The organism is Bernardetia sp. Wsw4-3y2 (assembly GCF_037126295.1).
Lineage (GTDB): Bacteria > Bacteroidota > Bacteroidia > Cytophagales > Bernardetiaceae > Bernardetia.
On record NZ_CP147017.1, the window covers coordinates 3,164,721 to 3,181,289 of the forward strand.

Below are 16,569 nucleotides of genomic sequence, written 5' to 3' on the forward strand. Positions count from 1 at the left end.
AGCATTGACGTTTGAAATAGATGAAAAATTAAAAAGCATTTTCAAAAAGTTCTTCTAAAGCTCCAGAAGATTCACAATCTATGCCTTTTCGTTTGCAAAAATCAGTTATCTTGACGTGGTGCATAGGAGACATAATCGCTTTTTTGACATTACAAAAGTCTGATTTATTGATAAGTCTTCTGTAAGCATATTTAGCAAAAACAACTTGCTCGTCAGGCATTTGGATAATATCTAAAATATCGATGAGTTGATAAACTGTAATACAATTTTTTGCAATCATTCTTTTTGCAATTTTTACTTTGTCATCTGCCATGTGTCCTTCCGAAATTGCAGTAATTACGTGTTCGAAATCTTCATCACTAATAGAGCTTTCTGAACAGGTAGATTGAGTTTCTAATATAGTTTCTTCTTCTGTTCTTTCTTTATGACTTTCTGTTTTTGATTGTTTACTTTTAGCAATTTGTATTTTTGAATCTCTTTTTTGAGTTTGTGATTGTTCATACAAAAGTTCGAAGTCTTTGTGTTCATCTTCATTTATCATTCCTTTTATTTTATGAAAAAGATGCTTTTCAGATGTTCTTCCGTAGGCAAAACGAGCAAACTCCATTCTATCATACTCATCTAAATAAGACAAAATAGAAGTAATTTGATAGACAGTTAAACATTTTTCTAGAGTTAATTCTTTTGCTGTTTCAAGTTTGTTCTCATCAAAGAAATTATCATCTATTAACTCTAACATTTTTTCAAGGTCAATATTACTAATTGGATTTTTACAGTTAGATGTCGATATATTTTTACCATCTAAAGTCAAATCTAAGCCAAGTTCTAGTCGTAGAGTTTCCTTATTTTCTTTTTCCAATTCTTGCTCATAAGAACTAGAACCACAACTAAAAAGTATTGTACAAACTAAAAGAACAAATACAAAATTGATATATTTCATGGAATAAAATGTAAAGTAGTTAAGCTAAAAATTTAAGATTTATTATATTGTACGTACGTTGTTAATGAATGGTTTGAGTTTGCTTGCTTATTTTTTAGTTTTTTTTATTAAATCGATGCAACAAAAAAAGCTAACCTAATGTAAAATTAGCTTAGCTTTTAAAAGGTTTTTTTAGAAATAAAAAATAAATTATCCTTGCATTACGTTATTTCTCTCAAATAAATATTGAATAATTCCTTCTCTTAGACCAACTTTAGGAACTATAATTTCTTTTATATTAGCTGCTTTCATCACTTTGAGATAAATCTCAGTTGCAGGAATAATAACATCAGCTCTATCATCATTTAAACCAAAATCTCTAATTCGTTCTTGATAATTTCTTTTCTTGAGTTCCTTATACAAACGCTCTATTTCTTTAATAGTCAGCGATTTGCCACTCTTTGAGTTTTTAGAAAGGTCATAGAGCTTGTTGATATTTCCTCCTGTTCCAACTGCATTTACATTGGTAGAAAGAGGTTTTATTGCTTTCTGAATCCACTCTTTCAGTACTTTGTTTTCATTTTCAAGATATTCTTTGGTAGCCGTTTTTTTATCTGTTGTAATCGAACGTACTGAACCCATATCAAAAGAATGTGCATCTATTTTTTCGAAGTTATGATAAATATTTACTTCTGTACTTCCTCCTCCCACATCAATATGTACGAAGTTATCTGTCGAAACATAGCTCAAAATTGATTTATTAATCAGTTCGGCTTCCATATCTCCACTAATAATATTTATTGGAATTCCTACTTCTTCTTTGACTCGTTCCACAAGTTGCTGCCCATTTTTGGCTTCTCTCATGGCAGAGGTGGCACATGCCATATAATCATTGACTTCAAAAACATCCATTACATTTTTGAAAACATGCATTACTTCTAGAAATTTTGCTTCATTTTTAGGACTAATCTCGTGAGAAAGGCTAAAAACATCCGTTCCTAAGCGAAGAGGAAAACGAATTTGTTCGATTCTTTTAAAACTAGGAAATCCATCTTTTTCAGAAAAACGAACTCTACTAATATGCAAACGAAGTGCATTTGAGCCAATATCTATGGCTGCCAAACGCAAATCTTGTGGGGAGGTATCAATCATAGTTCAAAGAAAATAGATTTTAAGGGTTTTTGCTAATTATTTTTTGAAGATTAGTAATTATTTTGACTTTTCTGACTCTTATATAACTCATTTATTTATTCTTTCGAAAGAGAAATAGCATCACTTTCTCTTTTGAGAATAATAGGAATTGGTTCAGGTTTATACATCTTAATTTCTTGAATATTGGCAGGAAGACCAAATTTGTTTTCAAGAAGAAAGTTTTTGACAGTTCGCATAATTTCCGTTTTGGTTTCTAAAGCTGAAACTTTATAATCTAAGGTATTTACCCAAAACATCACTTTCAAATTGACTGTACTTGCTGCAAATTCGTCTATTAAAACAAGCGTTTTTTCATTCTTCAATACTTCTGGATTTGCATTTACAATTTCTGTAATTCCTCTAATTGCTTCTTTTATATCATCATCATAATCAATTCCTATCAAAAAATCTAAACGTAAAAAACCATCTTGAGTATGATTATATACCTCATTTGTGATTACCAAAATATTGGGAATATAAACATCTCTTCCATCAAAAGTTTTCATTTGTGTTGTTCTAAAATTGAGGGCTGTTATTTTTCCCATATTTCCTTCAACAGTTACAGTATCGCCCAAATTAAAAGGACGGTCAAAAACTAAGATTACTCCTGCTAAAAAGTTTTCTCCAATTTCTTTGAAGGCAAAACCTAAAACTACTGCACCTACTCCTGCACCTGCTAAAAGTCCTCCAGCAATCCCTGTAAGTCCCATTGTATGTAAACCTAGAATAATTCCTGCTAAAATAAGTAAGAATTTTACCAGCTTCACAACATAATCAACAACCAATTTATTCTCTGCTTTTTGCATCATTCTTTTACGGAAAAGTTTCGTAACTCCGATAGCAATGAGAATAAAAACAGTTGTCACAATAATAGAAAGGGCAATTCTGGGAACACTTTCAACGAGTATATGCCAATAAGAAGTTAGTTTTTCTTGTATTTCTTGAGCTGCATCCATGTAGTAGAGTAGTAAAAGTATAAGATTAAAAAATAGAATTTCTTTAGAAATAAAAAAACTAAACAGCTCTTTTAAGTAGATTGTTTGACTTAATATTTTCTGTGAGCAGATTTTGAAGATGTAAACAAAAAGATGTATTTTTGGAAAGACGTTATTTAAATCTTCTTTATTTAGAACTTCCACTCAAAATTTACTCTTATGAAAACGACTCATTCAACATCTATTCAAATCGTTATTTTTTCAATTCTATTGTTTTGTGTAGGTCTTTTTTCTTGTCAGTCAAATACCAACTCTAACACAAATATGACAGAAGCAAATGCAACTGAAAATCAAGAAATCAGAATTGCAGATGAAAAAAAGAAGACAGAAATTACCTTTATGATTTCCAATGTAGAAGATGATATTAATGGAAATGAAAGTACAATTACAGCAGTTATAAATGGAAAAAATATAGAAGTTACTAGAGCAACAAATTGTAATGCAGTAGAAAAAGAAGAGTATGAATCTATGAAAGTTCCGACTGAGGCAACTTGGGCGTGTAAATGTTGGTGGGCAGGTGCAGGCGAAAATTTTTATGCTATTAAAAAAGATAATAAAGTAGATTTTTATGGAAAAGAAGTGTATGAAGAAATGGAAGAAGAATATGATAAATGGGAACTTATCAAAACATTAGAATAATTTTATAACAAATGGGTATTAAATAATTATGGAAATTTATCTTATTCGTCATACCACCCCAAAAATAGAAAAAGGAGTTTGTTATGGTTTTTCAGATTTAGAAGTTGCTGACTCTTATGGGGAAGAATTGAATATTTTATCAGAAAAATTAATTCATAGACTTCAAAAACAGTATTTGAAAAATAAAGAGCCATCAAAGAAAGAAGAAATAGTAATTTATACAAGCCCACTACAACGCTGTTCTGTTTTAGCTAAAGATTTGAAAAATAATATTCAGAATTATTTTGATTTCAAAGTGAAAAAGGATGATAGTTTGAAAGAAATGAATTTTGGGGATTGGGAACTCAAAAAATGGGACGAAATAAATGAAAATCAATTAAAAATCTGGACAAATAATTTTGTAATAGAGTTTGTCCCTAATGGAGAAAGTTTTGAGGTCTTGAATGAACGTGTAATTGATTTTTGGCAAAAAAATGTAAAACCTCAAAGGGACAAAATTGCTTTTATTGTTTGTCATGCAGGAGTTATTCGCTCTATTTTATGTCATGCTTTACAAATCCCTCTTCAAAATGCTTTTTCTGTTTCTATTGATTATGGAAGTATTAGTAAATTGAAAGTGTTCGAAACACACATACAAATAGATTTTCTGAATGGGTAGTTTTTTGTTTTAATTGAATAGTTTTCGCTTTTTTTTAAAAACTTTTTTCCTCCTATACAATCTTGCCGTTGTTGGTGTCTCCACCCATAACAATATTTCCAATGTCCTATACTTTAGATTTAGATATAAATTATTTTTTTTACTGTTCTTGTAATTAAAAGAGAATTGGATTTTAAACTTTAAAACCTAATACTGTTATATCATCACGTTGTTCTATTTTTCCTTGATGAATATCTAAAGCCTGTTCAATTTGATGACATTGTTCTTCCATTTTTAGAGTTATATTTTGTTCTATTAATTGCCACAAATTAGGAGTTCCAAACTTTTCCCCTTTTTTATTAGATTGATCTACAAAACCATCAGTAGTTAGATAGACGTTTGTTCCTTTTTCTAAAACAAGTTCATTATTTTCGAAAGGTTTGCCTTTAGTACGATTTGAACCTATCGAACGGCGTGTTCCAGAAATAGTTGCTAAAGACGAATCAGGTAAAGAATACCAAAGTGGTCGTTTTGCACCTGCAAAACTGAGTTTGGTAGTCTCATCTTCACTTATTTGTAGTGTACAAATAGCTGCGTCCATTCCATCTTTATTAGTTTGTTCGCCAGTTTGAAGGGAACTTTTAAGTATTTCATCTAAATTTTCAAGTATTTGTGCAGGGTTTGTAATGTGTTTTTCATTTATTATTTCATGTAAAAAGGTGTTTCCAATAAGCGACATAAAAGCACCTGGCACTCCATGTCCTGTACAATCTACTATAGCAATGACTATTTTTTTTGTATTTGTATCTTTATCGAAAATGGTTGTAAACCAATAAAAATCCCCTGAAACAATGTCTTTCGGACGATAAAGAATGAAAAAATCTTTTATAGTTTGTTTTATAAGTTTTTTTGAAGGTAAAATGGCTGCTTGTATTGTTCTAGCATATCGAATGGAGTCTGTAATATGTTGATTTTTTTCATTAATAGTTGCATACGATTGAGCATTAGAAACAGCAATGGCAGCATAAGAAGCTAAAGAACGCAAAATAGTAAAATGATTAGTTTGGTAAGCGTCTTTAGAAAAACTTTGAACAGTTAGTACCCCAATAGATTTTTCTTGTACTATTAAAGGTATATAAATCAATGATTGAGGAAGTTCCCCTACTTCTACCTCTTGAGTATGAGAAGCAGGAAAATTTTTTTCAAAATTATTTGTAGAAATTTCTTTTTGTTGTAAAAAACATTGAACAGCTAGTTTTTGAGTGTCTTCTAATGAGTCAGAATTAAAAGGAAGTATTTGACCTTTTTCTACAAAACCTCTAAAGTCAATCTGTTGGCGATAAGAATTAAAAACTCCTATTCCAAATCCTTCTGCTGGCATTAAGCTGTTTACACTTGAATAAAGCATGCTAATAAGCTCTGTTAAATCTAGTGTAGCTGTAATCTGTTGTCCTATATCTGCAAGTGTTTGAATATTTTGATATGATTTTTCTAATTCTTCTTTCTGAATTTCAATATTTTGTTTTTGCATCAAAACTTCTTCTTTCTGCTGTTCTAATTCACTATTGGCAAGCTGAAGCTCAGATGTCCTTTCTTTTACAGTTTCTTCTAGCTTTTGATTTTTATATTTTAATCTTCTTGTATTATAACGGATACCTCCATATATCATAATAGAAATAAATAATGAACCAAAAATAAAATATAAAATAAAAGCTAAAGGTGTTTTATAAAAAGGAGGTTTGATTGTAAAATCATATTTTGTGAGTCTACTTTTTGTATCGTAGGTATTTTTTGCTTCTACTTCAAACGAATATTTTCCAGCATTTAGGTTAGTATATTCCTTTTTCGTTTCTGTTGTCCATTCTGACCATTTTTTGTCATAACCATTTAATCTATATCTAAAGACTGTATTTTGTTCATCTAACGAATTATTTGAGCTATAAAAAAAAGTGAGTGAATTTTGATCATAATTTAATACTGGGTTATTATTTTTTTCTGTATAATTTTCAATGAAAAGTAGAGAATCAGCTTGCATTATTTTTCGGATAAATACATTAAACTCTGCTTTCTGATAACTTTCACTTTTTACATCTAAATAGAATAACCCTTCAGATGTTCCTATGGCTATTTTACCTGTTTCACTTATCGTTCCCCCTGCATTTATAAATATATAAATAGAAATAGAATTATCTGTAAGTCTGTTAGTAGGTAGTTTTTTTGAAGTATTATTTTTTGTATTGAACAAATAATAATCTGTTTTGTCTATTCCCCCTATTCTTAGTACAATATTTTCATTATCTATATCATTTATTTCTACTACATATTCGCTATCTTTTACTAATTTACTGATAGTTTGATGTATTTCAAAGGTATTATTTTTCCATACATAAACTAATGAATCTGTAGCAACATAAATTTTGTTGTCATGTTTTTCTAGGTTATGTACGGTATGATTAAACTCTATACTTTTTTCTTCTAATGTGTCTTTTTCTTGATAAATATGTAATTTATCTTCTCCATCAATTGCAAATAATAAATCATCTTGAGCTTCTAAACCTAATATTGTTAAATTAGAAACTACTTGTTTTAAAATGCCTTTTTTCTTTGGTAAAAAGTCTAACTTATAGATTCCTTTACTATTTGAAAGTCCTATGTACATCCTATTGGATATATTGGGAGATGTAATGAAATGGTTGATAGAACTCTCTGTACTTTCCAACTCACTCCAAGATGTTTTTGTGATTTGATTAATTCCTACGTTAGTAGCTGCTAAAAATAAAGAATCATCATCTAAAGACAATGTCTTCATGATCCATGTTTGATATGAGTTTCCTTTTAAAGGAAGAAAATAGTTTTGTTCTGTGTCATAATAAAAAACACCATTTGTAGAACTTATATAGAATTGGTTATTGTATGTAGTTGCATCAGTCACAATACCTGATATTCCTCTGTCCTCGCCATATTTAGTAAATGGAGAACCTATTTCTAGTTTAGACATTCCCTTTGCAAGAGCTACCCACGCATTTTGTTGACTATCAAATTCCATTTCATACACTTTATCAGCTAATCCTTCAGCTTGTGAAAACTGGAATAATTTTTTACCTGATGAATTTATACAAATGAGTCCATATCGAAGGGTAGATATGTAATAATTACCATCTTTTCCCATTGTGCCATTGTACATAGAATTAATTTCATTCTCTGTCAATTGTGTTTCGAAAACCCTAAATTGATTTGTGTTAGGCGTATAGATAAGAAGAGAAGAGGCTTTTATTCCTACTAATATTTCATCATTTTCTGTTTTCTCTATTGGATTTGAATAAGGAAGTAAAAAGCTAATACCATTATTGACTATCAAATCATCGTTAGTAATAAGTTTTAATTTATCGCCTTCTAATTTTCTCAAGCCAAAACCCTTATCCAATATATAGACTTCATCATTTACATAATAAACGGAGTAAAAAGCCTTTCCTTTTGTTAGCCATTTATTAATTTTTCCATCTTTATAACGAAATATATATTTATCGGTGACAAAAAAAGTACCTTTAGAAGTAGATTTTACTTTCCAGACTTCTCCAAAGTTTCGTTCTTCTTCTTCTAGTAACTCAATAAGAGAGACAAATTCTAATTTCCCTGTTGAATCAGCTTCTAGCTTACCTATTTGATTAATAGCACCAATAAATACATCTCCTTTATCATTAATATCTAATGTCCTGACAAAACTTACTTTAGGGATTTCAATAGTACGCCATTTTTTTCCATCAAACTGTAAAACTCCTGATGTGTTAGCAAAATAGATAATTCCCTTTTTGTCTATTTTGACAGATAAATTTACTACCCCCGCTTGATATTCTTTGGGAGAATAAAAACGGGTAAAAGGCATTGCATTAAAGCCTATATCAGTCTGTGCATAGGTTTTATTATAGTTTAGGGAAGCTAAAAGGGGAAGTGAAATTATAATAAACTTAAAAAAAGAATGAAAATGGGGTACTTTTATCATAAAATAAAAAGGTGCATAAAAAGGAGAATTTTATCTACCTCCAAACTACATAAAATTAGTTAAATTTCCAATTTATTTGAGTAGGTTTTTTTCTGTCTTTGCAAGGTTAAAATATTGCTATGTCCAAAAAACGGGATGGAGTTATTTTACCTTTTTTATTAAATTTTTTATTCTTGGTGCAACCTTTTCAAAACATTCGGTATCTAATTAAGCAAGAAACAAAAACAACTTAATCTGACGTATTTTTTTGAAAAATATAAATACGCATTCAACCTTTTTTATGAAATAATTTTATGTTCGGATTTCTTCGCAATAAAGAACGCTCTACTCAAGATTTATCAGAAAGCGAACTGATAGAAGCCTGTAAAAATGGCAGTAGTAAAGCTCAAAAACAACTTTATGAACAGCATTCTGGCAAAATGTTCGGTGTCGCTTTGCGTTATGTAGGCAATCATCATGAAGCCGAAGATGTGCTAGTGTCTGCTTTTATGAAAGTGTTCGAACATTTAGATAGCTTTAAAGGCGAAGGAAGTTTTGAAGGTTGGATTAGAAGAATTGTCAGTAATGAAGCTCTAGGGCTTATCCGAAAACGCAAAAAAGTGTTTATGGAAGAAATAGAAAATGCAGATTATAAAGGAAAAAATAATCCAGCTTCTACAACTTTAGAAACCAATGATTTGCTCACTTTAGTAAGACAATTACCTGACGGATACCGAACTGTTTTTAATATGTACGCCATTGAAGGATTTTCACATAAAGAAATTGCCGAAGAATTGGGTATTTCTGAAAATACGTCAAAATCTCAACTTAGCAGAGCAAGAGCATTACTAAAAAAATGGTTGGAACAAATAGATAATAACACAACTCAAAATAATCAATCTGTTCAAAGTTTTGTGCTTTAAATTGCTCAAACGGATGACAGAAATAAAAATACAACAATAAAAAATTAGTCTTTTACATAAGGTTTTCAAAACACCTTTTAACTAATATAAGTCCTATGGACAATCAAAAAAATAATTTTTCTGGAAATGATTCTGATTTAGATCTTCTTTTTAGAGAAGCTCTGCAAAATCATGCTGTTCCTACCGAAGACCATATTTGGAGAAGAGTTCAGCACGGGTTAGCAGATAAAAAAGAAGAAACTTTAACTCCCATTACAAAAACAATTACAAAACGCTCTTACCTTCCTATCTGGTCAGCTGTAAGTGGTGTAGCTGCATCACTTTTGATTTGGGCTGTCTTTTTTACCCCTTCTGATTCAAACAATATAAATACAAATAGTATTGCAGATTCTGATAAAGCAGAAATTGTAACAGATTTTGATAAAACAGAAGGTATAGCGTCTGTTAATTCCTCATTAAAAGAGTTAGAAAAAAATAATGAGAAAATTCAACATACAGAAGCAACCTCTTCAAATGTAGTCGCATCTAAGAAGCAACAAATACCCCCAACAATTAATAAAATAAATACTGTTTCTAAAACTCAAAAGATAAAAGGAATTATTCCTCAAAATCATATTGAAAAAGCAGTAGCTAGTCTTGAAAAAGACCAAACTAAAATCAAGAATCACAACTCACAGGATAAAATGAATACTAAAGCATTCACAAATCCAAGTACACACATTTCAGAGAATGTTTGGGCAAGTGATTTTGTAGTTCATAATTCAAATTCATCTCTTAAAAAAGAAAAGCAAAATTCAGATATTCACAGGTTAAATGTTGATAATCAGACTGTTGCCATTACTATTAAGGTAGGGAAGAACGAAAATATGATGAATGCTACAAGTCAAGCAACAGGATTTGATACAAATCAGAATCCTTCACAGTTTGATAAAGCAAAAACGGTATTGAAAGAAGTTTGGAATTTGAAATCTGGCAAAAAAGTTAATTTACAAAATATACTTCCGAATAATGAAAATGAAAAAGCAACCCAAAAAACAACTACTAATCAATCCGATCAGAACAATGAAACGCAAGCAGATTAATTCGTTTAGTTCTACTTTAAAGAGAACCTCTCTATGGGTTTTATTAGTTGGAATATTTACACTCTCTAGTGTTTCATTCTCTTCTGCTCAATCTCAAGCTGACACTGTACTTATTGATTTTGGTGATAGTAGTAAGGTAACTGTCTATATTCAGAATCCAAAAGATGCAAAAGAAATTCGTAATCTTGACTGGAATCTGATTATGGAAAGAACAGCCAATTATCTTGAAGAAGCACATCAAAATAATGGTAAAATCGAAACAACAAGTGAAGAAGAAACTGAAATTGAAGTGGATTCTCAAGATAAAGAAGATTCTTTTGAAGTAGAAGAAAAGACCAAAACACGGACTATCATTATTGGTTCAAGAGGAATTCGTATAGAAAGAGATGATGATGACAAAGATGACAAAAATACTTTTTGGACAAGAACTCGTCATCAAATTCCAATTGATTTTGGATTGAATAACTACTTTCAAAATGGAAATTTTGGGGAAACACCAACAGGAAAACCATACGAATTACGCTCTTGGGGTTCTCGCTACTTTGCTTTCGGAACAATGTTCAAAACTCAAATTGGTGGAAAGAAAAGTCCTCTTTTAGTACAATATGGCTTAGAAGCATCTTGGAACAATTTTATGTTTTCAGGAGATAATTATGCCTTAGAAACAAGAGATGGAGTGGAGTTTCCTGAATATGAAAGTTCTTTGGATAAGTCAAAACTAACTGCTGCTTATGTTAATATTCCTCTCATGATTCATTTGGATTTTGCAGAAAATAATAAGAGAGGTTTAAAATTAGCATTTGGTGGTTATGCAGGATATAGAGTGGGAAGTTATACCAAAATTGTTTATCACGAAAGTGGTGACCGTCAGAAAGATAAAGAGCACTCTAACTTTCGTTTAAACGATTGGAGATATGGTGTAAGAGCTGAAATTGGAATTGGAGAAGATAAATTTGATAGTGGACTTCGTCTTTTCTTTAATTATGACATCAATACGCTTTTTACAGAAAACTCTGATTTACCAAAACTAAATGCTTTTAGCTTTGGAGTAAGACTTTAAAAAACCATTTTATGAAGTTAGAATTAAAAACAAGGTAGATTTTAGAATTGTATTTTTAAAATTTTGTATTTCTCTCTAACTTCTAAAATCTAAATTTATTAAAAACCAGCTATAAATTAAATAATCGAACAAATATCTCTTCCAATTAATTAAAAATAAGCAATTACAATAATCTTGTAGTTGCTTATTTTTTTGTTTCTTACTTTACTTTGATGCTAGTAGTTTCTTAAATTTGTACTCTTTACTGACGTAATTAAAAAACGAAACCCATAAAGTTAGTTATGGGAAATAAAACATGCTGTTTTACCACAATTAAAACTGTGGGTTTCGTTTATACAAGTAATTTACAGAAATTTGTAGTTGTTCGTATATGCAAATCATTTATTCAATTACAATGAAATCAAATTACCTTTTCCTTTTTCTGTTAGTGTTAATTATTTTCAACTCTTGTAAGACGAGTTTGCCATCTAATTCTAGCACTTCATTTTTTTCAAAAGAAGAACTAAAATTGATTTATGAGCAAGATTCTAGTCAAGCGATGCGTGTTTGGAAAATTACCAATAAAGAGGATTCTATATTTTTGAGAAAGAATTGTCAAGAAGTAAAATTTAACCCCACAGACACAACAATTCATTATTTTGTACACCGACTTTTCAAAACTGTTCGTCATCCTAGTTCGATGGGTGTGGGAATTGCTGCGCCACAAGTAGGCATAAATAAACGCATTATTTGGGTCAAACGTTTTGATAAAGAGGAAGAAGAAATGCCTTTTGAAGTCTATATCAATCCAAAAATCATCAAATATGGTGAAGAAGTAAAAGAAACAATGGAAGGTTGTCTTTCTATTCCAGACCGTAGAGAAAAAGTAATTCGTCCAGACAAAACAACGATTGAATACCAAACTTTAGACGGAAAAGTGCATCAAGAAATTGTCTATGGTTTTACTTCTGTTATCTTTCAACACGAAATAGATCACCTTGATGGAATATTGTATTTAGACCATTTGAAGAATGAGTGAGGTCGATTACTAAAATTAATATGCTTTACTTTAGAACATAATCTTGAATCTTAATGATTTTCTTTATATGATTGAAGAACATTTTAAAGAAAGAAATTAAAAACTACAATAAACTAGTCAATGAATGAGAATCCACTCAAAAAATATCATTTACACAAAGACAATTATTCTAAATTGCAACTTGATATTAATGCCTCCAAACTATATTGTGAAAAAAATATACAACATTGCTTTAAGCCACATGTACATACTTTTTTTCAAGTGATTTGGTTTAAAAATAAAGGAAAGCATTTTGTGGATTATGTGGAATATTTACATCCTAAAAATTCTATTTTTTTCATTTCGGAAGGACAAGTACATTATTTTTGTAAAGATTCTGAAAATGATGGTTATCTATTTCATTTTAATGATTTTTTTCTAAATAAAGAAGAAAAAGACTCTTTTAATCTAATTCAATATAAAATTTTCAATGAGTCAGGACAACCATTCATAATTCTTTCAGAAGATAAGATACATGATTTTGAATATCTGACAAAGAAGTTAATTAATGAAATAGAAACTAAAAAGCGAGGTTATAAAGAGCAAATTTATCATTACTTTCAAGTGTTTTTACTAAATCTTGAAAGACTGAAATGGTCACAGTCAGACCAAGAGATAGATTTGAATGACTTAAAAATAGATTATAATTTTGAGCTAGTAATGCGCTTCAAAAAAATGGTTATAGAGTCTAAAAATGAGTTTAAAACAGTCTCCTATTTTAGTGAGTCATTAGGAATTAGTGATAAAACACTGACAAATATTTCAAAAAAATATCTTCATGAAACACCTGCTAATTTTATCCATAAAAGAAAGATACTAGAAGCCAAACGTTTACTTTCAAATACAAATTTGAGTATAAAAGAAATTGGGTATCAATTAGGGTTTGAAGAAGCTACTTATTTCACTAAATATTTTAAGAAGCACTCTTCTCTTACTCCAAAAGAATTTCAAAAGCAATTTCTGTAATTTATCATTCCTTTTCCCTAATTTACCATTTTCTCTGCACTGAAAGCCTCAACTTTGTGTCATATTATTAACCATTAAATCAATTCAAATATGACAAAGCAAGCAATTATAGTAGGTGGAACAACAGGAATGGGTAGAAGTACAGCAGAACTATTGTTAAAAGATGGAAACGAAGTTATCATTATTGGCAGACCTGACAAACAACTAGACCAAACCATCAAAGAATTATCAAAATTAGGAAGTGTAAAAGGTGTAGAGTTAGATTTATCAGACTTTGAAAAAGTAACTGGTTTTTCAAAAAATATTTCTAGCCTGTATCCAAACTTAAAATACTTAGTCAATGCAGCAGGTTATTTTAGTCCAAAGCCATTTTTAGAGCATCAAGAAGAAGATTATGAGATTTATCATAATTTTAATAAAGCCTTTTTCTTTATTACTCAATCAGTAGCTCAAGTAATGGCAAAAAATGGAGAAGGCTCTATCGTAAATATTGGTTCTATGTGGGCAAGACAAGCAATTAAAGCTACTCCCTCTTCAGCTTACTCAATGGCAAAAGCAGGTTTGCATAGCTTCACACAACACTTGGCAATGGAATTAGCTGATCATAACATACGAGTAAATGCTGTTTCACCTGCTGTTGTAGTGACACCTATTTATGGTGCATTTATGGAAAAAGATAAAATTGAAGAAAATTTGCAAGGTTTTAATGGATTCCACCCTATTGGAAGAGTTGGCAGACCAGAGGAAGTTGCTCAAACCATTTATTTTTTACTTATAGATAAAAGTTCTTGGGTTACAGGAGCTATTTGGGATATTGATGGTGGAGTTATGGCAGGAAGAAATTAATAATGTTTAAATTTTTATGTTCAATTAAAAAACTTTATAAGTAGTTTTTATCAAAGTAAATTCTGACAATAGTTAAAGTAAAATTTAAACCATTGATAAACTTTAAACAGATTCAATGATTTTTTGAATTGAAAAACTAGTTTTTCCAAAAGAAATAAACTAAAAAAGAAAAATTTCTAACTTGACTTGTAACCTTGAAATGAGTGTTTTTATAATTTGAATATAAGAATATCCTTTGTTGTTGGTGTCCTTATCAACGATATTTTCAATAATTCTATTTCTAAGATTATTATTTTATCAAAATAAAAGGTATTTTTGTCTATATCATTTTTTACACTCACAAAAAATCAATATACAGACTATGAGCGTACTTGTAAATAAAGATTCTAGAATTATTGTTCAAGGTTTTACTGGAAAAGAAGGTTCTTTTCATGCTGAACAAATGATCGAATACGGAACAAATGTAGTAGGTGGAGTTACACCTGGAAAAGGTGGAACTACTCACTTAGGTTTGCCTGTTTTCAATACAGTTCTTGATGCAGTAGAAGGTGCAAAAGCTGATACTTCAATTATTTTTGTTCCACCTGCATTTGCTGCCGATGCTATCATGGAAGCTGCTGATGCTGGAATTAAAGTAATTATTGCTATTACAGAAGGAATTCCTGTTCAGGATATGGTAAAAGCAAAGGCGTATGTAATGGACAAACAAGATTGTCGTTTGGTAGGTCCTAACTGCCCAGGAGTAATTACACCAGAAGAAGCAAAAGTAGGTATTATGCCTGGTTTTGTATTCAAAAAAGGTAAAATTGGAATCGTTTCTAAGTCTGGAACATTGACTTACGAAGCTGCTGACCAAGTAGTAAAAGCAGGTTTAGGTATTTCTACTGCAATCGGAATCGGTGGAGACCCAATCATCGGAACAACTACAAAAGAAGCTGTAGAACTTTTAATGAATGACGATGAGACAGAAGCAATTATCATGATTGGTGAAATTGGAGGAAACTTAGAAGCAAATGCTGCTCGTTGGATTAAAGAAACAGGAAACAAAAAACCAGTTGTTGGTTTTATCGCTGGACAAACAGCTCCAAAAGGAAAACGTATGGGACACGCAGGTGCAATTATCGGAGGTGCAGATGATACAGCCGAAGCAAAAATGCGTATTATGCGTGAATGTGGAATCCATGTAGTAGATTCTCCTGCGAATATTGGACTTACAATGAAACAAGTTTTGGAAACAGCGAATGCTTAGTTTTTAAAAAATTATTTTATTAAAAAAATGGATTCAAACTTTAATGCTTGAATCCATTTTTTTTATTTTATACGCAATTTTGATGTAATTTTGCATTTTATAGATTTTATCAAAAAATATTCTTATATGTGTACGCTTACTTTTGTTCCTTTAGAAAACAATAATTTCCTTCTCACTTCTAGCCGAGACGAGCAAAAAACTCGCAAAAATTCAGAATTGCCTTCTTTTACAAAGTTAAATAATAAACAAATTCTTCGTCCTGTTGATGGCGATGCAGGAGGCTCTTGGATTGGAATAACTCAAACAGGTCGTACACTTTGTCTTTTGAATGGTGCTTTTCAGAAACATGTCAGAAATACGCCTTACAGAAAAAGTAGAGGAATTATTTTGATGGAACTTTTGGCTATGGATTCTGAAAATGAGATTGAAAATTATAATTTTGATAAAATAGAATCCTTTACATTGATTTGGATAGAGAAAAAAAATAATGCTGTTTCGCTCACAGAATATCGCTGGGTAGAAGAAGAAAATAAACTATACAAAAAGAATGTAGATACAAAATATGCTTATATTTGGTCTTCAGCAACGCTTTATACTTCTGAAATAGCAGAAAAACGAGAAGAATGGTTTGAAGAGTGGACAGAGTTTTATCTAAAAAAAGGACAAAAAATAGATACGATTTCTCAAATTCTATGGCATTTTCATGTAAAAGGGGGCGAAAAACAAAATGCAACTCCTAGAGAACAAATTTTGATGCAAGACCCACATGGAGGAACAGTCAGTTTGACACAAATTATTTCTTACTTTAACTCAAAATCTACAAAAGATAAGCTCACAATGAAGCATTACAATCTAAATACACTAAAAAGTAGTTTTGATGAAATGTTAGTAAAATAGAATATACAGTTTATAAAAATTAATTTTAAATAAAAGAATTATTTAATTCTTAGCTTAAGAATGAGAATTAAATAAATGCTTACTTTTGACTTATTAATTGATTATCAATTAATTAAAATCGTATTTTTT

General features: G+C 30.2%; 14 protein-coding genes. 10 read left to right on the forward strand and 4 right to left on the reverse strand.

Annotation, left to right across the window (positions count from 1 at the left end; translation table 11 throughout):
• Nucleotides 1-28: 28 nt before the first annotated feature.
• From V9L05_RS12895 to V9L05_RS12905, 3 genes are all read right to left on the reverse strand, one after another.
• Entirely contained in the window at nucleotides 29-940 is a 912-nt protein-coding gene (locus tag V9L05_RS12895; protein ID WP_338812295.1) for a DUF4476 domain-containing protein, read from the reverse strand.
• 189 nt (nucleotides 941-1,129) lie between these two features.
• Entirely contained in the window at nucleotides 1,130-2,071 is a 942-nt protein-coding gene (locus V9L05_RS12900) for a phosphatase (protein ID WP_338812296.1), read from the reverse strand.
• 95 nt (nucleotides 2,072-2,166) lie between these two features.
• Nucleotides 2,167-3,066 (reverse strand): mechanosensitive ion channel domain-containing protein, encoded by a 900-nt coding sequence (locus V9L05_RS12905; RefSeq protein WP_338812297.1) that lies wholly within the window; start codon nucleotides 3,064-3,066, stop codon nucleotides 2,167-2,169.
• A gap of 198 nt (nucleotides 3,067-3,264) precedes the next feature.
• Between V9L05_RS12905 and V9L05_RS12910 the strand changes: the two genes are divergently transcribed.
• Nucleotides 3,265-3,744: a hypothetical protein gene (locus V9L05_RS12910; RefSeq protein WP_338812298.1), complete on the forward strand. Its 480-nt coding sequence runs from the start codon at nucleotides 3,265-3,267 to the stop codon at nucleotides 3,742-3,744.
• Between the two features lie 28 nt (nucleotides 3,745-3,772).
• Nucleotides 3,773-4,402 carry an alpha-ribazole phosphatase family protein gene (cobC, locus tag V9L05_RS12915; RefSeq protein ID WP_338812300.1) on the forward strand — a complete coding sequence of 210 codons (630 nt, stop codon included), beginning with the start codon at nucleotides 3,773-3,775 and terminating at the stop codon, nucleotides 4,400-4,402.
• Between the two features lie 172 nt (nucleotides 4,403-4,574).
• Here cobC and V9L05_RS12920 read toward each other — a convergent pair whose 3' ends face one another.
• Nucleotides 4,575-8,381, reverse strand: a complete 3,807-nt coding sequence (locus V9L05_RS12920; RefSeq protein WP_338812301.1) for a SpoIIE family protein phosphatase — start codon at nucleotides 8,379-8,381, stop codon at nucleotides 4,575-4,577.
• A gap of 293 nt (nucleotides 8,382-8,674) precedes the next feature.
• On the opposite strand from V9L05_RS12920, the gene V9L05_RS12925 reads away from it, so the two are divergent.
• The 8 genes from V9L05_RS12925 to V9L05_RS12960 all read left to right on the forward strand — a co-directional run bounded on the left by V9L05_RS12925 (nucleotide 8,675) and on the right by V9L05_RS12960 (nucleotide 16,440).
• Nucleotides 8,675-9,283, forward strand: coding sequence for an RNA polymerase sigma factor (locus V9L05_RS12925; RefSeq protein WP_338792837.1), 609 nt, complete (start codon nucleotides 8,675-8,677; stop codon nucleotides 9,281-9,283).
• A gap of 95 nt (nucleotides 9,284-9,378) precedes the next feature.
• Entirely contained in the window at nucleotides 9,379-10,365 is a 987-nt protein-coding gene (locus V9L05_RS12930) for a hypothetical protein (RefSeq protein WP_338812302.1), read from the forward strand.
• Nucleotides 10,298-11,425, forward strand: coding sequence for an outer membrane beta-barrel protein (locus V9L05_RS12935; RefSeq protein WP_338812303.1), 1,128 nt, complete (start codon nucleotides 10,298-10,300; stop codon nucleotides 11,423-11,425). The genes V9L05_RS12930 and V9L05_RS12935 overlap by 68 nt, the downstream gene beginning before the upstream one ends.
• 394 nt (nucleotides 11,426-11,819) lie before the next feature.
• Entirely contained in the window at nucleotides 11,820-12,443 is a 624-nt protein-coding gene (def, locus tag V9L05_RS12940; RefSeq protein ID WP_338812304.1) for a peptide deformylase, read from the forward strand.
• 120 nt (nucleotides 12,444-12,563) lie between these two features.
• Nucleotides 12,564-13,448, forward strand: coding sequence for a helix-turn-helix domain-containing protein (locus V9L05_RS12945; protein ID WP_338812305.1), 885 nt, complete (start codon nucleotides 12,564-12,566; stop codon nucleotides 13,446-13,448).
• Between the two features lie 90 nt (nucleotides 13,449-13,538).
• On the forward strand, nucleotides 13,539-14,294 hold the full coding sequence (locus V9L05_RS12950) for an SDR family oxidoreductase (protein ID WP_338812306.1): 756 nt from the start codon (nucleotides 13,539-13,541) through the stop codon (nucleotides 14,292-14,294).
• Nucleotides 14,295-14,655: 361 nt separating this feature from the next.
• Nucleotides 14,656-15,543: a succinate--CoA ligase subunit alpha gene (gene sucD, locus V9L05_RS12955; RefSeq protein ID WP_338792831.1), complete on the forward strand. Its 888-nt coding sequence runs from the start codon at nucleotides 14,656-14,658 to the stop codon at nucleotides 15,541-15,543.
• 126 nt (nucleotides 15,544-15,669) lie between these two features.
• A complete protein-coding gene (locus tag V9L05_RS12960; RefSeq protein ID WP_338812307.1) occupies nucleotides 15,670-16,440 on the forward strand; it encodes an NRDE family protein in 771 nt (256 codons plus the stop codon).
• Nucleotides 16,441-16,569 lie beyond the last annotated feature (129 nt).

Bases quoted from the DNA above. Each gene is read 5' to 3' on its own strand.
- V9L05_RS12895 (WP_338812295.1), bottom strand. From the start codon at position 940: ATGAAATATATCAATTTTGTATTTGTTCTTTTAGTTTGTACAATACTT.
- V9L05_RS12900 (WP_338812296.1), bottom strand. From the start codon at position 2,071: ATGATTGATACCTCCCCACAAGATTTGCGTTTGGCAGCCATAGATATT.
- V9L05_RS12905 (WP_338812297.1), bottom strand. From the start codon at position 3,066: ATGGATGCAGCTCAAGAAATACAAGAAAAACTAACTTCTTATTGGCAT.
- V9L05_RS12910 (WP_338812298.1), top strand. From the start codon at position 3,265: ATGAAAACGACTCATTCAACATCTATTCAAATCGTTATTTTTTCAATT.
- cobC (WP_338812300.1), top strand. From the start codon at position 3,773: ATGGAAATTTATCTTATTCGTCATACCACCCCAAAAATAGAAAAAGGA.
- V9L05_RS12920 (WP_338812301.1), bottom strand. From the start codon at position 8,381: ATGATAAAAGTACCCCATTTTCATTCTTTTTTTAAGTTTATTATAATT.
- V9L05_RS12925 (WP_338792837.1), top strand. From the start codon at position 8,675: ATGTTCGGATTTCTTCGCAATAAAGAACGCTCTACTCAAGATTTATCA.
- V9L05_RS12930 (WP_338812302.1), top strand. From the start codon at position 9,379: ATGGACAATCAAAAAAATAATTTTTCTGGAAATGATTCTGATTTAGAT.
- V9L05_RS12935 (WP_338812303.1), top strand. From the start codon at position 10,298: ATGAAAAAGCAACCCAAAAAACAACTACTAATCAATCCGATCAGAACA.
- def (WP_338812304.1), top strand. From the start codon at position 11,820: ATGAAATCAAATTACCTTTTCCTTTTTCTGTTAGTGTTAATTATTTTC.
- V9L05_RS12945 (WP_338812305.1), top strand. From the start codon at position 12,564: ATGAATGAGAATCCACTCAAAAAATATCATTTACACAAAGACAATTAT.
- V9L05_RS12950 (WP_338812306.1), top strand. From the start codon at position 13,539: ATGACAAAGCAAGCAATTATAGTAGGTGGAACAACAGGAATGGGTAGA.
- sucD (WP_338792831.1), top strand. From the start codon at position 14,656: ATGAGCGTACTTGTAAATAAAGATTCTAGAATTATTGTTCAAGGTTTT.
- V9L05_RS12960 (WP_338812307.1), top strand. From the start codon at position 15,670: ATGTGTACGCTTACTTTTGTTCCTTTAGAAAACAATAATTTCCTTCTC.